Raw genomic sequence first — 19514 nt, 5'->3', positions numbered from 1 at the left:
AGTCACAGAACGACACGTTGCTGATGACAACAGACTGATTAATTAGGAGTATTTATGTGCGGAATAGCAGGCATTTTTGCCAACACCCCTGAGCGCGAAATTGATTCACAAATCCTGGTCAATATGGCGGCAATTATGCACCACAGGGGCCCGGACAATTATGGCTACTGCAATCCTAAAGACGTGGGTGTGGGAATGAGCCATGCCCGTTTGTCTATTATTGACCTCAATGAGAGTCGCGGCCGTCAGCCCTTTTTCCTGCATGGTGGCCGGGTGATATTCGCCCACAACGGTGAATTTTATGATTACCAGCGACTGCGCGGCGAACTGACCGCTCAGGGGGAGTATTTTGAGACAAAAAGTGACTCGGAAATCGTCCCTCATCTGTACCTTCGCGAGGGAATGGATGAGACCCTGAAACACCTGCGAGGAGAGTTTGCCTTCTCGCTTTACGATGAACAGCAGGATGCCCTGTATCTGGTGCGGGACCGTTTTGGTATTAAGCCACTGTACTGGACGCAAACAGAGAACCATATTGTCTTTGGTTCGGAGGTGAAAACCGTGCTGGCGCATCCCGAGGTGACCGCTGAATTTGACAGTCATGGTCTGTTTCATCAGCTGATTCAGGTCATGGTGCCGGGTACCACGGCCTTTAAAGGCGTGCATCAGGTAGAGCCCGGTTATATGCTGAAAATCACCCGTGAGGGCGGGGAATTCAAGATCGAAAAAACCAAATACTGGGATATGGATTTTCCGACCCCGGAACAGCGTCCACGCATGGATGATGACTATTACATCAAAGGCGTTCGCGACCAACTCCTTGAAGCCGTGCAGCTGCGCCTGACCGCCGATGTGCCGGTAGGCTGTTACCTGTCCGGGGGCATTGACTCCTGTTCCATTCTGGGACTGGCCTCGGCGGCGGCACAGGATCCGATTCGGGCCTTTACCATCAGCTTTGACAACGATGAGTACGATGAAGCCAGTATTGCTACTGAAATGGCCCGTGCCACCGGAGCTGAGCAGGATATTCTCAAACTCAATGCAGAGCTATTGTATGACAATTTCTCGCGCACCATCTGGCATACGGAGCGCACTATCTATAATACGCTGGCGGTGGCGAAACTGATGATGAGTCAGCATGTGACCCACAATGATTATAAAGTGGTGCTCACGGGGGAGGGCTCCGATGAACTCTTTGCCGGTTATCCGGCCTTTCGCAAGGACATGTTCTTACACGGCATGGAAGGACTAAACGCGGATCAGGCGGCTGAATGGCAACAGACACTGGCAGAATCCAATAAGCTTTTCCAGGGCGCCATGCTGCCCAAAGATGAATATGTGTCTGAAAAAATCAATGACAAAGTGGGCTTTACACCGAGCTGTCTGCAACCCTGGCTGGGATGTTCTGATTTGGCCCGCAACCTGCTGACACCCAAGATACGTGAAGAACTGGCCGACTATGAACCCGGCGCTGCTATTGCAGACAGGCTGGATGAAGACTTTCTTACCGACCGCCATCCCCTGGATAAAGCCCAGTATGTCTGGATTAAAACCATGCTGGAAGGGCAAATTCTGACCTGGGGCGGCGACAGGGTTGATATGGCTAATTCCATGGAAGCCAGACCGCCGTTTCTGGATCATCATCTGGCAGAGTTTGCCGCGACCATTCCACCTGAAATGCGCATCAAAGGAAGCAAAGAGAAATATGTGCTTCGCGAAGCGATGAAAGGGCTGCTGCCCACGGTGCTGTATGAACGCCAGAAGTTTGCTTTTATGGCCCCACCGGCGCATACCGATGATAAGAAATGGCAGAAGCTCAAAGGCCTGTTTGAACGCTATGCGTCTAAGGAAAAGCTGGAAAACGCCGGCTTTATTGATGCCGATTATGTACAGACATTGATGCAAAAGCAGGAGAGCCGGGATACGGATCCTGCGGATAAAGTGCAAATCGATGCGGTACTCAATCACGTGCTGGGTGTGATGTTGTTGCATCATCACTTTATCGAGCAGGACATTCCGCAACTGGCCCACGACAAGGCACAGCAACTGGGCTGGGTGGTTTAAGGTGAGACGAACAACGGCGGCAAATCAATAGATAGCCGTCGTTTTCCTCTTTCAGAACAGGCTTGTGCCGGGATATTCTCATGAATCGTCAGACACTGAGGTTATTACCCTTTTGGGCACGCGCATTGTGTTTCGGGGCGTCCCTCGCCCTTGCATCGCTTTACGTAGGGGCCGAACCCGATAATACCAGAACCGTTACCTATCCCGGATTTCCCCGTGATTCTTATCTGATTGCTGTGTTAGAGCAGGCGTTATCCTATTCCAAGCAGACAACTTATCAGGTTTCTGCCCTGGGTGCCGACCTGCCAAAGGAGAGAAGCTTCGCGCTGCTAGGGGAAGAGAATGGACTGGATGTAGTAATGGGTACCTGTACCAAAGACAGGGCAAAAATGGGGAGACCCGTTCATTTTCCCTTGTTTCGGGGTGGCAACGGCATGCGTGTGGCGCTGGTACATGAGCAGCGCGCTGACATACTGCGTGAGGTAAGACGGATTGAGGATCTGGACAGGCTAGTCGTGGGCCAGTTTCACAGCTGGAGCGACACTAAAATACTGCGCAGCAATGGTCTGAGGGTATTCGGTGGCAGTGATGTTCAGGGCTTATATCAGATGCTGCATAAACAGCGAATCGATTACTTCCTGCGTTCTGTGCTCGAGATCGAACAGGACCTGAGTCGCCAGATGCCATTGGATTTACGCATAGACTCCCATCTTCTGGTTCAGTATCCCAGCGCCTATTATTTTTTCGTCGACCAAGGAGATGATGAACTGGCGGATGCCTTGCTTAGCGGTTTGCAGCAATCACTCGCCGATGGCAGTTTTCTGCGTCTGTTTAACAGCAGTTTTGCTGACAGGCTTGAGCGTTTGCAACTGGGGCACCGTCATCTTATTGAGCTAAGCAATCCATTGCTTTGTGAGGGGGTGCCACTCAAGAACCAGGCCCTGTGGCTGAAAGCCGATACGGCAACTATCTCTGAATAGACCTGACGGCGGCGGCTCAGAATGCGTAAATATACCCCGCCACGACACCCAGGCTGCCATTGTCCTCTATCAGTGGGCTGTTTTTTATCTCGTCACCGAAATGGCTGTATTGCACATTACCAATGAGGCTATGTTTACTGGTTAGCTGCCAAAGCATATTGAGCGCCACAGACACATTGGTGGTCTGGTTGCCCTGATAAAAAGGACGCTGTATCGTGCTTTCCTGCTGCCGGACACCATAATAATAATCCACCAGATTGCCATCCAGTCTGGACAGGGTAACGGAGGGCGTCAGTCGTAACTGCCTGGAAAACGGAATGGGATAGGCATAGCTGATGCCTGCTTCACTGCCCTCGTGGGCGCCGGTTACATCCTTAAGGTAATAGCCAGACAGTTGCCCCAGTGATGTACGGTATTTCACTTCAAGCCCCATATCAAAGGCCACATCGCGTTCCTCCATACCACTGAAGTAGGCGCTGTCTTCTATCTCAAAGCCATCAAAGCGGAATTGACCGATGACGGTGATGTCTGGCCTCTGTTTGTCCCGGTAAAGGTGATAACCCAACTTGGGGCCCACCACATAGAAGTGCTCGCTGCGATAGGTGACAAAAGGGATAACGTGGGTCTCAGTTTGTGCCTGAACATATCCCTCATTCTGGACAATGGCACCTACCCCAACCCCCCATTGAGTCTCTGCGGGTTGGGCAGACAGGCCGCTGCACAGACCGGCGCCCATAAGTAGTGTTGTCAATCTCATTCTGGTTCCCCGTCCGTTGTCGTATGCTGATTTATTGTGATGGCCATAACCTTAATGCTTTGCCAGCCTGGTGGTATTCTTTAGCTGTTCAGGTCAGGCCACTTATGCAGAGGTAAAGGTCTTTACGTGGGTAGAACAGAAATGGGTCAGTGTAACCGCGGCAAAGCGGACAGTATGCCAATGGGATGAGTAACCCGCCTTAGTCAAAATGACGTTTTGGCTTTTTACGTAGCCAGTAAAACACCAGTCCGCCGATGAAACCGGCGCTGACCTGCAGGAGTAAACCCATGTGGCTTCTGGCGCCAGCAATCAGGGTGATATCCATAATCGGCTGCATCGCCAGCAAAATACTGAGAAGGGCCACGGCCCCGGCAAGGCCGAAGACTAAGCCACCCCAAGGACCTGTTTTGCGACTCAGCCAAGTGGCTACCAGTAGGGCAATCAGCAGTCCAACAGCAATGACACTGCCATAGGTGGGGAGCAGTCCCCACCAGTCGCTCAGGGTCATTTGCAGTCGTTCAAATGGAGGAATGACAATAGCCTGTTGTTGTAGACCCCATAAAACCATCTGGCTATGGGCGATGCTGGCCAGGGTGAAGCACAGCAGCGTGGCCACCAGGTATCGCAACACGAATCGCATCCAATCAGGCATCATCGCCTCAGCAATAATTTTATGTAAAACAAATAATTGCATAGTTGATGAATAATTAACACACTGTCTGAAACGAAAAGAGGAGGTGTTATGCCCTGTGTAATCCGGCGATTGTTATTGGCTTTAATGGCGCTACCCCTGAGCGCACTGTGTGCAGGGGCTGAGGACTTTAGCGATTATCAGGTGCACACCCTTGCCAGCCAGCTGCACTATCCTTGGGCGGTTGCGGAACTGCCGGATGGCAGTCTGCTGGTGACCGAAAAATCCGGTCAGCTCAGACGCATTCTTGATGGTAAGGTTTCAGCGCCCATCTCGGGGGTGCCCGAGGTGTATTACAACAGCCAGGGCGGGCTGATGGATGTTGTTCTGCATCCACAATATACCGCTACCGGTTGGCTGTATCTGACCTATGCCCATGGCACCGATGACAACAATCAGTTGCGTTTGATGCGGGCACGACTTGTCGATGACAGATTAGTCGAACAGCAGGTGTTATTTCGCGCACAACCCATGAAAGATACGCCAGTGCACTATGGTGGGCGCCTGGCATTTATGGACGACAACACGTTGGTGCTCAGCAGTGGAGATGGATTTGACTATCGGGAACAGGCGCAGAATCCGGCCAGCCATTTGGGTAAGCTTATCCGTTTGAACGATGATGGCAGTATCCCGGCAGATAACCCGCACATTGAGGGGGGAGCGGAGGGCGTCTATAGCCTCGGCCACCGCAATCCACAGGGACTGGCCTGGGATCCGTTCAAAAAGCTCCTCTTTGCCAACGAGCATGGTCCCGATGGGGGAGATGAAATTAACCTTATTCGTAGCGGCAGTAATTATGGCTGGCCGGTGATCACACATGGGAAGGATTATTCCGGTGCCAATATCAGTCCCTTCAGTGAATATCCCGGAATGCTCCAGCCAGTAGTGGACTGGACTCCCTCTATTGCTCCCTCTGCGATGGTGGTATACCGGGGAGCCATGTTCCCGGAACTGGAGGGCAATTTGTTATCCACCACACTTAAGAGTAAAGAAGTGCGTAGGGTGGTGCTGGATGGTATCAAACTGCAATCTCAGCAGACATTATTGAGCGAACTGGATGTGAGGCTCAGAGACATTGCGGTGGCTGCAGACGGTGGCTTGTATTTGCTGACCGATGAGGCATCGGGCCGGCTATTAAAAGTGGTAAGAATGAGAGAGTGAGGGTATCAGGGGCTCAGTTCCATCGAATGACTGATGTAGCAATACTGCGCCCCTGTCGGGAAAACAACCTTAGTTGCAGGCGTCTTTCAGTGCTTTACCTGCTTTGAAAGAAGGCAGTTTAGACGCAGCGATTTGAATCGTTGCACCTGTTTGTGGGTTGCGACCGGTACGGGCGGCACGCTCGGAGATTTTAAAAGTACCAAAACCCAGGATGGCGACTTCATCACCGCTGGCCAGAGCTTCAGTTACCGCGCCGGTAAAGGCATCAACTACACGACCAGCGGACGCTTTAGAGACATCAGCGCTTTCGGCAATACGGTTAATAAGATCAGTTTTATTCATTGAATGCTTCCTTTTGTTTTACGTTGATAGTGAGCAGAAGCTAAGCTACTCCAAACTCATTGTTATAGCGATGTCTACCGGGTATATGACGGTACGCAGAGTTACCAAAAAATATACATTACCCGCGTGCACCTGGCACAGACTTTATATCACACCCTAATGGTTATCACATCTGCCAACCCGTAAATTGAGCCAATGTGATGATAACCTGATTAATGGTTAACCTTTTACTGCCTTGAACAAGCAGCAAATAACATTAACGCACAACCAGACGAATCCCGCAACCCCGCATGAACTCTGCTTCGAGCTCCAGGTCGGCGGAAACTAATGGAGAATTCTCCAGCCAGTCCTGACCAAAATCCAGAATCAACTTATTTTCTTTCGCTTCAGCGCGAATTTTCGGTAATAAATCGTCCTGACGGCGGATATTCAGCAACACCCCTAACTGGAGCAGACAAATTAATTTCAGCACTTGTTCGTGACTGTATTCGATCAGTTCAGGTAACTCATCGGTGCGAATCTTTTTACGATGAAAACGCACCAGGGTGGCTAATAACGCCTGTTGCGCCTGATTAAAACCCGGTAACTCAGCATGCTGAAGAATGTAGGCGGAATGATGCTGTACACGACGGGAATTGATCTGCAGGCCAACTTCATGCAACAGCGCAGCCCATCCCAGCAGCTGCTGCAATTCGGTAATCTGGATGTGCCAGTCTGAGGCCACCTGTTGATAGAGATCAAGGGTGGTTTGCAGTACGCGCCGGGCATGTTCGGGATCCACATCATAGCGGGTTGCCAGACTCTCTGCGGTGCGCTCGCGGATATCCTCATGCTCGAGGCGATCTTCCATTTCATAGATTACCCCTTCACGCAGCGCCGCCGGTGAGAACACCAGTTGTTTTATATTCAGGCTGTCAAAGCAGGCGGCCAGTATTGCCAGCCCTGCTGCAAAGACCGGCGCACGCTCTTCACTGAGCGCTTTGAAGCTGAGCTGCTGGTAGTGCCCGGCTTCACAGCAAATGGCGATGATGCGTTCGAGTTGTTTGAGGGTCACCGTTCCTGGCTGGGTATCGGCATCGATTTCCTCGGCAATACTGACCAGGGTCTTGATCGTGCCGGAGGTGCCGATGCAGTGTTCCCAACCGAGCTTTTGAAAACGCCGCTGGATCATCTCCAGTTCTTGTCCGGCCGCCAGTCTTGCCCGTTTAAAGGCCTTTTGCTTGAGCTGTTGATCGGCAAAAAACCTTTGCGTAAAACTGACACAACCCATTTGCAAACTGCGCATCAGTATCGGGTTGAAGCCCTCGCCAATGACACATTCGGTGCTCCCGCCACCGATATCAATGACCAGTCTCTGGCCGCTGTTTTCTGTGGTGTGGGCAACCCCCTGATAAATCAGCCTGGCTTCTTCGGTGCCGGCAATGATCTCCACCGGATAGGGCAGGACTTTTCTGGCTGCCTTGATAAACACATTGGCATTGCGGGCCTGGCGTAAGGTATGTGTGGCCACAATGCGCACAGAGTCGGGATTGAAACCGTGCAGGCTGTCGGCGAATTGTTGCAGGGTGTCGATACCCCGATCCATTGCGTCCTGACTTAGCAGGCCCTCAGCGTCGAGGCCTTCTGCAAGCCGGACCTTCTGCTTGACTTTGTGCAGAATTTGCACACTTCCGGCATTGATGCGCGCAACGACCAGATGAAAACTGTTTGAACCAAGATCCAGCGCAGCCACATGGGTTGTATCCCTGACATCCAGGTCGCTGAAGGCGGTATCAAGTTGATTCATGATGAGGGGCTTTTATGTTCCAGAGCATTCAGATAATGATAGATCTCTACCTGTGAACGCAACTTCTTTCGGTTGCCTCTGCGTACATACTTGTTGGTTTGCTCGGCATCAATGATGCGGGCTTTGATCGTGTCCTGGAACTGAATATTGAGAATATCCAGTATCCGTTGCTTCAGAACCGGGTCGTTAATCGGGCAGCCCACTTCAATACGGTTATCCATATTACGGGTCATCCAGTCCGCAGAGGAAATAAACACTTTGGGGTCACCGGCATTTTCAAACACCAATACCCGCGGGTGTTCCAGAAAACGATCCACAATGCTGATTATCTGTATATTGTCACTGAGCCCCTTGACTCCGGGAACCAATGAACACATGCCACGGATGATGGCCTTCACTTTTACTCCAGCCTGGCTGGCACGATAGAGATCGTCGATTAACGCAATGTCGACCAGATTATTAATTTTCAGAAGAATCTGAGCCTTTATGCCTTCTTTGGCATTCTGGGTTTCCTGGCGAATATGCATCTGCAGGCGTGTCCGGGCATTGATGGGCGACACTTGCAGGTGCTGAAATTTAAAGCGCCGGTAGGGATACTGGATGAAATCAAATACCTCAATGGCCTCTCTGGCCAGTTCCTGGTCACGGGTAAACAGACTGAAATCAGTGTAGATTTTTGCCGTCTTCTCATTGAAGTTGCCGGTACCGAAATGGGCATAGTGAATGAGTTCGCCATGCTCCTCGCGAGAGATCACACACAGCTTGGAATGGACTTTGAGGGTGGGCACTCCGAGCAGCACCTTAACACCGGCATCCGTCATCATCTTCGACCATTCAATATTGGCCTGTTCATCGAAGCGGGCCCGCAGCTCTACCACCACGGTCACTTGCTTGCCATTATTCACCGCATCAATCAGGGAGTTAATGATGCGGGATTTATGGGCCACCCGATAAATGTTTAAGCGAATATGCTTAACATTGGGATCGAAAGCCGCCTGACGCACAAACTCTGTCAGATGCAAGAAGCGGTGATAGGGATAATAGAGCAGAATATCGCCCTGACTAATGGCGTCAAAAACCGTATTGTAGTCAGCGAAACGGCGGGTATTGATGGCCGGAAGTCTGGTGTTTTCGAGGTACTCTCTGCCGATATTGGGAAAGCCGATGAAATCTTTAAAATTACGATAGGGCCCGCTGGCAATGAGGCTGTCGTAGGAGGAGATATTCAGCTGTTTGCGCAAAAAAGTGAGCATGTCATCGGGCATGTCTCCGTCGTAAATAAAACGCACGGGTTCGGCGATCATACGCTGCTTCATGCTTTCAGACATTTTCTCCACATAACTCTCGTCAATTTCGTCATTGATCGAGTATTCCGCATCCCGGGTCATCTTAAAGGAATAGGCCTCCAGATGATCGAACTCCAGAAATCCGGCGAAGATCTGCTCCAGACACAGGTTAATAATGTCATCCAGTAAGATGATGTATTTCTTTTTACGGCTTTTCTGCGGCGGGATCTGCACAAACCTGGACGTATAGTCCGTTGGTACTTCCAGCAAGGCATACTGGGTTTTTTGCTCAGCTTTTTTAATTGCCACAAAGAGGTAGGTGGCGGCATCGTTGAGACGCTCAACCAGTTTCACTCTGTTGTTGATGAGTACGGGCGCGATGTAACGCAGGATCTTGTTCTGGAAGTAGCTTTTCAGCCAGTCAATCTGATAACTGTCCAGTTGCTTTTGTGTGATCAGGTAAATGTGGTATTTCGCGAGTCGATCAACCACCTCAGCGTGAATTCGCTCGAATTCATCGGTCATTACCAATACCCGCTCCTGGATTTTGTCCATCAACGCTTTGGTTTGCTCTGCGGCGTCGAGGTTTTTGTCGTTCAGATGGATATAGATCTGACGTTTTACATCGGCCACTCTTACCCGGTAGAACTCATCCATGTTGTTCGAATAGATTCCCAGAAAGCGAATTCGCTCCACAATCGGATTACGCTTATCCGCGGCTTCCTGTAATACACGCTGATTAAAGGCCAGCCAGCTCAGCTCTTTCGGATAGTAAGGCAGTGTTGTAATACTCATCTGTTTGCTTTGACCGCATAAAATTGGCGAGAGTCTAACAATAAGTGTTCACCCGCTTGATGAAGCTTTTATGACAACCCAGTGGGTGAGAAAGCGATGTTCAGGCTGTTATGGAAAAGGGCGATAACGCCCTTATTCCTGCCAGTCAATATCGACCACCAGGTCATTGGCAATCTGCTCAAGCGCCAGGCTCAGCGGTGCGATATCAAACCCTTCAGGGTAGTCGATATCAATGTTGGCTTTAAACAACAGTCCGCCCCAGTTGGGTGCCGCTTCGCAGCTGGAGCTGAAGCGAAGAATATTAATATTAAACTGGTGCAATACGGAGGTAATTTCCTGCACGATTCCGGGCTTATCGTTGCCCATGATTTCCAGACTGGCTCTGATAGCCTGTGCCGGTGAAGTCTCGCCTTCGACCAGGCGAATATTCAGCTCTGGCATACTGTCGAGCTGTTCCAGCAGAGGCGTGATCTTCTTTTGAGGCAGCTGGATTTCCACAAAACCGGTAAAATGTCCGGCCATATGGGCAAAATTACTGGCCAGCCAGTTTCCCTCGAACAGCCTGACTTGCTTGGCGATGCGCTCTACGATACCGGGTTTATCTTTTCCAAGTAGCGAAACAATAATGGACTTCATGGGCAGTACCTTTTCCTTCTCTGGTATACCAGAACTATAATCCACCTTTTGGGTCCAGGCGACCTAATAATCCTATTCTTTTCAAATAACTAAGCAGTCTGTTCTGACCATAGTGCTGAATAGACTGCGGCCCTTCGACGGGCATTTTTCGCGCCTGTCGGGTTGTGTGATGAGTATGTTGTCTGCCCCGTACGCGTGGGAATCGCTGTATGATGATGAGGAATAGCGCTTCGCGATCAAAGGGTTAGTAATTCATGCAGAGGATGATTAGAATGCATGCTTTAGTTTAAGGCCCGTCATTCTTCATTGGATATACTGTGCAGCTGAGCCAACATCCATCCCATCAAGGTCGAGCCTGGCGTGACAGGTTTGCCGGGCGCATTATCACCATCGGGGGACTGATGGTGCTGATCACGCTGGGGGTATTGATTTGGCACCTGCTTTATGTGACCACCCCATTGCTGTTGTCACCGGCGCTGCAGCCGGTTAAAAACTGGACGGTGCCGGATAACGAAAACCTATTGTTACTGGAAGACCTCAGTGCCGGGCGGGCAATACTGAGCATGACCGATGCGTGCCAGCTGAATCTCTACCAATCTGAAGAAAGTCATAACGCTCTTAATCTGCTTAAAACCATCCCTCAGACCTGTCAGCTCAGCACCAAAGCCCTGCATCATGGTGGTGAGCGGTATCTGTTCCAGCTGGGAGCCGATGGCCTGGTGCGCATGGAACGATTGATTCGCGTGGCAACACGAATCGAACGTATGCAGGAATTGTCTTTTCTGGTTCGACCGGCTCTGCCTGAGCAAATTTTGCAGTGGCAGGTGGCGCTTTCTGAGCGTTGGCTGGCGGTCGCCATTCAAGCCGAAAAAACCTGGCACATTCACTGGGTTTCCCGCGACAGGCCATTACAGAATTTCACCCAGGAATTAGACGGAAGTGGTCAGTTATTATTGTTACCCTCAGTGACCACGGCACTGTGGTATGAAGATAATCAGGCTGTGTTCAGCAGCCCTCAGTCCAATCAGCAGATCCAAACCTCAAGCTCTATTGAGTCCGTCAGTGCGTTTCCCGATCATAAGGCCGTATTGATTGGCCTGAAAGATGGAGAGGTGCAGAAGTGGTCGAGTTTTAATCAGCAAGGGCAATTCGTTTATCAACCGGTCTATAGCATGCCCGATACGTTATCGGTCAGACAGATGCAGATGGTCAGTGGTAAAGATCTTGGCGTCATACTGACTGACAATCAGGAGTTGGTACTCTTTCTTGGCAGTACCGGTGAAATTCTCAAGCGCCAGCCATTAAGGATGCAGGGACAAGGTTTTTTCCTTACCGGAAACAGGCTGTTTCTGCATGACAATAAACAGATTGAGCAGTGGCAGATTGAACATGCCAGCTCGATTGTCAGTTTTGAGTCACTGTGGTCTAAAGTCTGGTATCACGGCTACGCGGAACCTGATTATATCTGGCAGTCGACAACCTCTGCCGATAGCAGTCAGGCCAAGTACAGTCTGGTGCCCCTGGTGATTGGCAGCCTCAAGGCCGCACTGGTGGCGCTGATCGTGGCGATCCCACTGGCTCTGGGCGCGGCGGTGTATACGGCGTATTTTGTTCCTGACAGCCTGCGTAACTGGCTTAAGCCCAGCATTGAAATGCTGGAAGCGGTGCCTTCTGTGGTGATCGGCTTTATTGCAGCTATCTGGCTGATTCCTGTGGTAGAAGATCATTTACTCGCCATTATTCTTTTTGTGTGGAGCCTGCCCATAGCCCTGATCTTAAGTGCTTTTTTACAAAAGCCGGTATCGAGGTGGCTGAGTCTCAAATGGCAGTCGGGGTGGGAGCTTTTAATGGCAGTGCCACTGGTGATGGTGCTTGGCTGGGTGGCATTCGCATTGGGGGGCGAGTTACAGGCGCATCTCTGGCCGCAAGGATGGTTGACGGACAGCCATAACTACAGCAGTAAAAATGCCATTGTGGTGGCGCTGGCGCTGGGTATTGCCATTGTCCCCAGTATTTACTCACTGGCTGAAGACGCAATCTATGAAGTGCCGACACATTTGCGTCAGGCTTCATTTGCCCTTGGCGCAACACGTTCGCAGACATTGCGTTACGTGGTGCTGGTGGCCGCGTACCCGGGGATTTTCTCATCGGTCATGCTGGGATTGTCCCGTGCCTTTGGCGAGACCATGATTGTCCTGATGGTCACCGGTAATACCCCGGTGGCGGATTGGGACCCGTTTTCAGGGCTGCGAGCGCTGACCGCTAACCTGGCCATAGAACTGCCGGAAGCCGAGGTGGGCAGTATTCACTATCGCATATTGTTTTTTACTGCGCTGTTATTGTTTGCCTTTACCTTTGTCATTAATACCTTTGCGGAACTTATCCGGGGCCGGTTAAGGAGACATTACCAAAGTGTTTGACAGAAATTGGGTTAAGACGCAAAAAGAAGGTCTGCCAGTGGTAACCAGTGCAGCGCTGGTGGCGGTTATACTGCTTATCCTCGGCGGCGTGATATTGCTGATGCTGGTGAAGGGAATGCAGCATTTCTGGCCGCAGCCGCTGTATCAGGTTACCTATGAACAGGTCAGTGCATCGACCAAGTCTACCCATACGCTTTATGCCACTCTGTTAGCCGATGATTTTGTGACCACCGGCAATGACAAACGCTGGTTGTTAAACGAGGCAAGGCTGGATCAGTTTGGTGATCAGCAATACCTCATCCCGCGCAGCCAGATTATTGCAATCAGTACCCCCGAATCACTTATGGATATACATTTGCGCAGCGGAAATCGCGTGTTCGCTGCATTACAGCAGGTTGTCTATGGTGAGCAGCCCATAGCCTTTGCTGATATTAAACAAAAGTGGCAACAGGTTACGCAACAGCAGGCACTGATCCGTGAATTGACGAGCAACCAACTGGCGGCCGTGCATATTGCTCTGGCCGAGTTGGATCGCCGTCAGGTGGAAAGCAATGCGCCTGCCAGAGTCCGGTTAATGCAGCGCTATACCGAGATTAACCAGAAGATTAATGCCCTGCAGCAGGAAAACGATCGCTTTAAGGTTCATGTGCGTCTGGCCGATGGCCGAGAGCATTCGTTGCCTCTGGCAGACATCGAGGAATACCAGTTATTAAATCAGCTCTCCACCTTGCAAAAAATCGGCGCAGCATTGGACGCCATGTGGCACTTTGTCAGTGAAAAGCCCAAGCGGGCAAACAATGTGGGTGGGGTTTTTCCGGCGCTCTTTGGCACGGTTGTCATGGTATTGCTGATGACAGTGATTGTGACACCGTTGGGTGTATTGGCTGCCATTTATCTGAACGAATATGCCCCGGCGAATATGCTCACGTCCCTGATTCGTATCGGTGTGAACAACCTGGCAGGGGTACCGTCAATCGTATACGGCGTATTCGGACTGGGTTTTTTCGTTTATCAGGTTGGCGGAAATATCGACAAGCTGTTTTTTTCAGAACACCTGCCCGCTCCCACTTTTGGTGCGCCGGGCATCTTCTGGGCAGCATTAACCATGGCCATGCTGACCCTGCCGGTGGTGATTGTGGCCACGGAAGAGGGGCTGCGTCGTGTTCCCAATACCCTCAGGCAGGGCAGTTTTGCGCTGGGCGCTACCAAATTTGAAACCATCTGGCGTACCGTGATCCCCATGGCCAGCCCGGGTATTATGACCGGGGTGATACTGGCCATTGCGCGCGGCGCGGGGGAAGTGGCACCGTTGTTATTGGTGGGGGCCGTCAAATTTGCGCCGAGCTTGCCCGTTGATGGAGAGTTTCCTTACCTGCATCTGGAGCGACAGTTTATGCACCTCGGTGTGCTGATTTACGATGGCGCGTTTCATAGCAACAATATCGGTCATGGTTCCTCAATGATGTTTGCATCATGCTTGCTGTTGCTGGTAGTAGTATTGTCGCTCAATGCTATTGCGGTGATGGTCAGGGGCCGATTGCGGCGACAGTATCTGGCGTTGTCCAGATGACAGATTCTATGCCAGGAATGAGTGAGACATGTTTGATTATTTTGATTTAGTAAAACCGCAGGTGTCTCTGGATAACCTTCCTGCGGAGCAAGTGGCGATTGATGTTGTCGGGCTAACCTTAAAATTTGGTCAGACCCGCGCCCTGCACAACATTAATATGCGCATTCCAAAACGCCAGATAACCTCACTGATCGGTCCCAGCGGTTGCGGTAAATCCACCTTGCTCGGATGTTTTAACCGCCTCAATGACCTGACGCCGGAGTGTCAGGTTGAAGGAGAAGTGCTGATTAATGGCCGCAATATTTATCATCGCCGGCAAGATGTGGCGCTGCTCAGAACCCAGGTAGGTATGGTGTTCCAGCGGCCCAATCCGTTCCCCATGTCGATTTATGATAATTTGGTGTATGGCCTCAAAATCCAGGGTATTCGTGATCGTCGCACACTGGATAATGCAGTGGAGCAGGCATTGATTGACGTAGCACTGTGGAAGGAAGTCAGAGATCGCTTGTTCGATTCTGCCCTCACCCTTTCCGGCGGCCAACAGCAGCGCCTGGTGATTGCCAGGGCAATCATTCTGCAACCGGAAATTCTGCTTCTGGATGAACCTACCTCAGCGCTGGACCCGATTTCCACCCTGACCATTGAAGAGTTGATTTACCAGCTCAAAGAAAAGTACACGGTACTGGTGGTGACCCATAATATGCAACAAGCGGCGCGGGTCTCAGACTTTACGGCCTTCTTGCACCAGGGCCACCTGATTGAGTATTCAGATACCAATCAACTCTTTACACGCCCCAGACAACAACAAACTGAAGAATACATCACCGGCAGATATGGATAATAGAGAGGAGTCAGGGGTGAGGAGTCAGAAGCCCACACGCCTAACCTCTCACTCCTAACCGATCATTCTTTTTCGGGCCTTATGTTAGCCGGTATGTTAAATTCGCCGGGCAAGTTCTGACGAGTTCGAGCTTTTCTATGCAAGAAATAAAACTCAACACCCACATCTCCGGTCGCTTTAATCTGGAGCTGGAAAACCTGCGTAATTCCGTGCTGACCATGGGAGGCATGGTGGAGCAGCAGCTCTGTGATGCTATTGCGGCGTTACGTGATAATCATCTGGCCCTGGCGGAAAAGGTCATCGTCAATGATTTTACTCTGAACTCCATGGAAGTGCAGATTGACGAAGAATGCACCCGCATTATCGCCAAGCGTCATCCTGCTGCCAGTGACCTGCGTCTGGTGCTGGCCATCAATAAAACCACTGCTGACCTGGAGCGAATGGGGGATGATATCGAGCGCATCGCCAACCTGTTGATTCGGGGTAGTCTGCCGGTGTCTGAAGACATTAAAAATGGCATGATTGCCACTGGCAACCATGTCATGGAAATGCTCAGGAAGACCCTCAACGCCTTTGCCCGTCTGGATGCCGAGGCGGCATTAGAGATCCACATGGGGGATCAGGAAATCGATGAGCAGTACAAACAACTTCTGACACTCGCGGTTACTGAAATGCAGCGCGATACTGAATTGTTGCCGCAGTGGCTTGAGGTACTCTGGGCGATGCGCGCTCTGGAGAGGGTGGGAGACCGATGTAAAAACGTGTGCGAGTACATTATTTACCTGGTGAAAGGTAAAGATGTGCGACACATCTCCAGGGAGGAGCTACAAAGAAGGTTGGCTGAACTGCGTCAGAGTTGAGTATTTTGTCGTGAACTGGCAGGGTAAATGGCTTTATATATACTGTCATAAAACTGAAATATTTCTGTCATCTACTATGGTGTATCATGCGCCGCACAAATAAGGGTTAATGTTGTGTCATTTATGTCTACAAGTGCATTCTTAGAGGTTTTTGCCAAGTCACCGCTAAAACCTCTGGAAGAACATATCAATACCGTTCATCAGTGCAGTCAGGGTTTGAAGCCGTTTTTCGAGGCGGTTTTCAAAAAAGACTGGAAACAGGCGGAGAAATGTCAGCACGATATCTCTCACCTGGAAAGAAAAGCTGATGCCCTCAAACATGAACTTCGGGTTAATCTTCCTGCAGGTATTTTTATGCCTATCCAGCGTCAGGATTTACTCGATTTGCTGACCACTCAGGATAAAATCGCCAACCGTTCCAGAGATATTTCTGGCCTGGTGCTGGGACGCGAACTTCAGATTCCTGAACCCATGCAGGAAGACTTCATGCAGTACGTGAAGCGCTGCCTGGATGCCACTAAGCAAGCGAAAAAGGTAACCAATGAGCTGGATGAGTTATTGGAAACCGGTTTTCGTGGCCGCGAAGTGAAAGTGGTTGAGGAAATGATCAATGAACTGGATCAGATCGAAGACGATACCGATAAGATTCAAATCAGTATCCGTCGTTCATTGTGGAAAATGGAAGACCAGCTCAATCCTGTTGATGTGATGTTTTTATATAAAATCATCGAATGGATCGGCGATTTGGCCGATATCGCTGAGCGTGTTGGTTCACGCCTGGAACTCATGCTAGCTAAGTAAAGGCCTTATTGATGGATATACTTACAACATACGGTTTTATGCTGATCACTACTGCTGCAGTAGTGGGATTTCTTATGGCCTGGGGCATTGGTGCCAATGACGTGGCTAACGCCATGGGTACCTCAGTGGGCTCCAAAGCCCTGACCATTAAGCAGGCCATTCTTATTGCAATGGTGTTTGAATTTGCCGGGGCTTATCTGGCTGGTGGGGAGGTTACATCCACCATCCGCAAGGGCATTATTGACAGTGCCTATTTTGTGGATACCCCTGAGTTACTGGTATTTGGCATGATTGCCTCATTGCTGGCGGCAGGTATCTGGCTGGTGGTGGCATCGTGGCTTGGCTGGCCGGTATCGACCACCCATTCCATTATCGGTGCGATTGTCGGCTTTGCCGCGGTAGGCGTCAGCGCTGATGCCGTAGAATGGGGTAAAGTGGCCGGGGTTGTCGGAAGCTGGGTTATTACGCCTGCCATTTCCGGTATCATCGCCTTTCTCATCTTTATGAGTGCCCAACGGCTGATCTTCGATACCGATAATCCCTTTGCCAGTGCAAAACGCTACGTACCGTTTTACATGGCACTGGCCGGTTTTGTGATGGCCCTTGTTACCATTAAGAAAGGCCTCAAGCATGTCGGTTTGGGCATGGGCACGGCGGAAGGTTTCGCTCTGGCAATCGGTCTTGCCGTCGCCGTGGGCGTGATTGGTAAGATGGTGATTAATCGCATCAAAATGGACGCGGCTGCCAATCGTCGTATGCAATTTGCCAGTGTCGAGAAAGTGTTTGCCATTCTGATGGTGGTAACGGCCTGCTGTATGGCCTTTGCTCACGGGTCGAATGACGTGGCCAATGCCATCGGTCCTTTGGCTGCAGTGGTCAGTGTGGTACAAAACAATGGTCAGATTGCCAGTAAAGCGGCGTTGGCCTGGTGGGTATTACCCTTAGGTGCAGTGGGTATTGTTATGGGCCTGGCGCTATTTGGCTCCCGCGTTATCGCCACCATTGGTAAAGGGATTACGCATCTGACGCCAAGCCGGGGTTTTGCGGCGGAACTTGCGGCCGCCACCACGGTGATCATTGCCTCGGGTACCGGCTTACCTATCTCTACCACACAGACTCTGGTCGGTGCTGTTTTGGGTGTGGGTATGGCGCGTGGTATCGCTGCGCTGAATCTGGGCGTGGTGCGTAATATCGTCATTTCCTGGGTCGTCACACTGCCTATCGGTGCGGCATTGTCGATTATGTTCTTCTTTATGCTCAAAGGTATCTTTGTCTGACAGACAAATTATCGCCCTGATTAGCAGGAACAATAAGAGATGCCGGTCAGTGACACTGACCGGCATTTTTTTATGGCGTATGAGAAAACCGGCCACTGGAGATATTATTGAAATTGATTAATAATGCGCGTTCTAATCGTCAAAAATGGATGTAATCACAGATGAAGTGGCCCAATCTTAAACACCTGCATTACCTGGTTACGCTGTATGAAGAGCAGCATTTTAACCGCGCTGCGCAGCGATGCTTTGTCAGTCAGTCTACCTTGAGTACGGCGATTCAGAATCTTGAAGAACAACTCGGTTGTCAGCTATTAGAACGTGACCATAAAACCTTTATTTTCACTGCACTCGGACTGGAGATGGTTGAGCGCAGTAAAGTGCTTCTTAATACCGCTAATGAACTGGTTGAGTATGCAGAAAGTGCAGGTAACTGGCAGGCCGGTAAGCTGAAACTGGGCATTATTCCTACCATTGCACCCTTTTTACTCGAAGGCCTCATTGACAGGGTGGGGCAATCCTTGCCGCAACTGAACCTGCAATTACAGGAAAATACCACCTCCAATCTGCTCAAAGAGTTGACCAGTGGCGAGCTGGATCTGCTCATACTGGCATTGCCAATGGATACACCAGGATGCAAACAAATGGTGATTGGTCACGATCCCTTCCACTTGGTCGCGCACCCGGAGATGATGAAGCAGTTACCCTCACCATTGGATTATTCCGCTCTACCTAAAAACAGCGTGTTTTTGTTGCAGCAGGAACATTGCATGACCGGTCATGCGGTCAGTGCCTGCGGTCTTCAGCACAAAGAGCAGGTGAGTGCGCTGGCCGCAAGCAGTTTGTTTACCTTAGTGCAACTGGCAAACAGCAAGTTAGGACTGACCTTTTTGCCAGAGCTGGCACTGAAAAGCGACATATTATCCCACAGTCAGCTGGTGTCTTTCCCGGCTGAGGATAAGGCCTATCGGGAAATTGGTCTGGTGTGGCGAAGCGGCACGACCCGGGTCAAGCTGTTCCGTCGCATTGCCGAGTTATTACAACCACTAATGCCTATTCCTACCCTCTGAGCAGCAGAAGAAACAAGTTATCCGTCGTCAGTTATCAGGGAGCAGCACAAGCGGCTATATCTGAGTACATGGAGTCAGATTCAATTGCTGTTGAAAACTGATTAACATTCGGCCATGACGAACGGTTTTTCCCCTGGCAGTTGGCGGGAACCCAGTGTTTTTAATGGTTAATGACGTTAA

General features: G+C 50.6%; 16 protein-coding genes. 10 read left to right on the top strand and 6 right to left on the bottom strand.

Annotated features, from left to right (window positions below; translation table 11 throughout):
- The first annotated feature begins 54 nt into the window (after positions 1–54).
- Together asnB and CCY32_RS06230 are read left to right on the top strand one after the other, a co-directional pair.
- Complete coding sequence (gene asnB / locus CCY32_RS06235; RefSeq protein WP_088329751.1) at positions 55–2064, top strand: asparagine synthase (glutamine-hydrolyzing); 2010 nt, start codon at positions 55–57, stop codon at positions 2062–2064.
- 80 nt (positions 2065–2144) lie between these two features.
- On the top strand, positions 2145–3044 hold the full coding sequence (locus tag CCY32_RS06230; protein WP_088329750.1) for a hypothetical protein: 900 nt from the start codon (positions 2145–2147) through the stop codon (positions 3042–3044).
- A gap of 16 nt (positions 3045–3060) precedes the next feature.
- Here CCY32_RS06230 and CCY32_RS06225 read toward each other — a convergent pair whose 3' ends face one another.
- Together CCY32_RS06225 and CCY32_RS06220 are read right to left on the bottom strand one after the other, a co-directional pair.
- Positions 3061–3801, bottom strand: coding sequence for a MipA/OmpV family protein (locus tag CCY32_RS06225; protein WP_088329749.1), 741 nt, complete (start codon positions 3799–3801; stop codon positions 3061–3063).
- 199 nt (positions 3802–4000) lie between these two features.
- Positions 4001–4495, bottom strand: coding sequence for a hypothetical protein (locus tag CCY32_RS06220; RefSeq protein ID WP_088329748.1), 495 nt, complete (start codon positions 4493–4495; stop codon positions 4001–4003).
- A 48-nt stretch (positions 4496–4543) separates the two neighbouring features.
- Between CCY32_RS06220 and CCY32_RS06215 the strand changes: the two genes are divergently transcribed.
- Positions 4544–5653, top strand: a complete 1110-nt coding sequence (locus tag CCY32_RS06215) for a PQQ-dependent sugar dehydrogenase (protein WP_210401692.1) — start codon at positions 4544–4546, stop codon at positions 5651–5653.
- 69 nt (positions 5654–5722) lie between these two features.
- Here the strand turns inward: CCY32_RS06215 and CCY32_RS06210 are convergent, their stop codons facing one another.
- The 4 genes from CCY32_RS06210 to CCY32_RS06195 all read right to left on the bottom strand — a co-directional run bounded on the left by CCY32_RS06210 (position 5723) and on the right by CCY32_RS06195 (position 10498).
- Entirely contained in the window at positions 5723–5995 is a 273-nt protein-coding gene (locus CCY32_RS06210) for an HU family DNA-binding protein (RefSeq protein ID WP_062481643.1), read from the bottom strand.
- Between the two features lie 256 nt (positions 5996–6251).
- On the bottom strand, positions 6252–7781 hold the full coding sequence (ppx, locus tag CCY32_RS06205; RefSeq protein WP_088329747.1) for an exopolyphosphatase: 1530 nt from the start codon (positions 7779–7781) through the stop codon (positions 6252–6254).
- Complete coding sequence (gene ppk1, locus CCY32_RS06200; protein ID WP_088329746.1) at positions 7778–9862, bottom strand: polyphosphate kinase 1; 2085 nt, start codon at positions 9860–9862, stop codon at positions 7778–7780. The genes ppx and ppk1 overlap by 4 nt, the downstream gene beginning before the upstream one ends.
- Positions 9863–9994: 132 nt before the next feature.
- Positions 9995–10498, bottom strand: a complete 504-nt coding sequence (locus tag CCY32_RS06195; RefSeq protein WP_088329745.1) for an ACT domain-containing protein — start codon at positions 10496–10498, stop codon at positions 9995–9997.
- Positions 10499–10815: 317 nt separating this feature from the next.
- Here CCY32_RS06195 and CCY32_RS06190 point away from each other — a divergent pair, with 317 nt between their 5' ends.
- The 7 genes from CCY32_RS06190 (at position 10816) to CCY32_RS06160 (ending at position 19334) form a co-directional block, all read left to right on the top strand.
- Positions 10816–12918 (top strand): ABC transporter permease subunit, encoded by a 2103-nt coding sequence (locus CCY32_RS06190; RefSeq protein ID WP_088329744.1) that lies wholly within the window; start codon positions 10816–10818, stop codon positions 12916–12918.
- A complete protein-coding gene (pstA, locus tag CCY32_RS06185) occupies positions 12911–14488 on the top strand; it encodes a phosphate ABC transporter permease PstA (RefSeq protein WP_246840543.1) in 1578 nt (525 codons plus the stop codon). Before CCY32_RS06190 ends, pstA begins: the two co-directional genes overlap by 8 nt.
- Before the next feature lie 28 nt (positions 14489–14516).
- Entirely contained in the window at positions 14517–15329 is an 813-nt protein-coding gene (pstB, locus tag CCY32_RS06180; protein ID WP_088329743.1) for a phosphate ABC transporter ATP-binding protein PstB, read from the top strand.
- Positions 15330–15466: 137 nt separating this feature from the next.
- Positions 15467–16189, top strand: a complete 723-nt coding sequence (gene phoU, locus CCY32_RS06175) for a phosphate signaling complex protein PhoU (RefSeq protein WP_088329742.1) — start codon at positions 15467–15469, stop codon at positions 16187–16189.
- A gap of 123 nt (positions 16190–16312) precedes the next feature.
- On the top strand, positions 16313–16990 hold the full coding sequence (locus CCY32_RS06170; RefSeq protein WP_088329741.1) for a TIGR00153 family protein: 678 nt from the start codon (positions 16313–16315) through the stop codon (positions 16988–16990).
- 11 nt (positions 16991–17001) lie between these two features.
- Positions 17002–18267, top strand: a complete 1266-nt coding sequence (locus CCY32_RS06165; protein WP_088329740.1) for an inorganic phosphate transporter — start codon at positions 17002–17004, stop codon at positions 18265–18267.
- 161 nt (positions 18268–18428) lie between these two features.
- Complete coding sequence (locus CCY32_RS06160; RefSeq protein ID WP_088329739.1) at positions 18429–19334, top strand: hydrogen peroxide-inducible genes activator; 906 nt, start codon at positions 18429–18431, stop codon at positions 19332–19334.
- Positions 19335–19514 lie beyond the last annotated feature (180 nt).

Source organism: Lacimicrobium sp. SS2-24, assembly GCF_002201535.1.
In the GTDB taxonomy this organism is placed as follows: Bacteria; Pseudomonadota; Gammaproteobacteria; order Enterobacterales; family Alteromonadaceae; genus Lacimicrobium.
The sequence above is the reverse complement of the archived record's forward strand: the minus strand, read 5'-3'. Positions and strand labels throughout refer to the sequence as shown.

Bases quoted from the DNA above. Each gene is read 5' to 3' on its own strand.
- CCY32_RS06195 (WP_088329745.1), bottom strand. From the start codon at position 10,498: ATGAAGTCCATTATTGTTTCGCTACTTGGAAAAGATAAACCCGGTATC.
- CCY32_RS06225 (WP_088329749.1), bottom strand. From the start codon at position 3,801: ATGAGATTGACAACACTACTTATGGGCGCCGGTCTGTGCAGCGGCCTG.
- CCY32_RS06160 (WP_088329739.1), top strand. From the start codon at position 18,429: ATGAAGTGGCCCAATCTTAAACACCTGCATTACCTGGTTACGCTGTAT.
- CCY32_RS06210 (WP_062481643.1), bottom strand. From the start codon at position 5,995: ATGAATAAAACTGATCTTATTAACCGTATTGCCGAAAGCGCTGATGTC.
- CCY32_RS06220 (WP_088329748.1), bottom strand. From the start codon at position 4,495: ATGCAATTATTTGTTTTACATAAAATTATTGCTGAGGCGATGATGCCT.
- asnB (WP_088329751.1), top strand. From the start codon at position 55: ATGTGCGGAATAGCAGGCATTTTTGCCAACACCCCTGAGCGCGAAATT.
- ppk1 (WP_088329746.1), bottom strand. From the start codon at position 9,862: ATGAGTATTACAACACTGCCTTACTATCCGAAAGAGCTGAGCTGGCTG.
- ppx (WP_088329747.1), bottom strand. From the start codon at position 7,781: ATGAATCAACTTGATACCGCCTTCAGCGACCTGGATGTCAGGGATACA.
- phoU (WP_088329742.1), top strand. From the start codon at position 15,467: ATGCAAGAAATAAAACTCAACACCCACATCTCCGGTCGCTTTAATCTG.
- pstB (WP_088329743.1), top strand. From the start codon at position 14,517: ATGTTTGATTATTTTGATTTAGTAAAACCGCAGGTGTCTCTGGATAAC.
- CCY32_RS06230 (WP_088329750.1), top strand. From the start codon at position 2,145: ATGAATCGTCAGACACTGAGGTTATTACCCTTTTGGGCACGCGCATTG.
- CCY32_RS06215 (WP_210401692.1), top strand. From the start codon at position 4,544: ATGCCCTGTGTAATCCGGCGATTGTTATTGGCTTTAATGGCGCTACCC.
- CCY32_RS06170 (WP_088329741.1), top strand. From the start codon at position 16,313: ATGTCTACAAGTGCATTCTTAGAGGTTTTTGCCAAGTCACCGCTAAAA.
- CCY32_RS06165 (WP_088329740.1), top strand. From the start codon at position 17,002: ATGGATATACTTACAACATACGGTTTTATGCTGATCACTACTGCTGCA.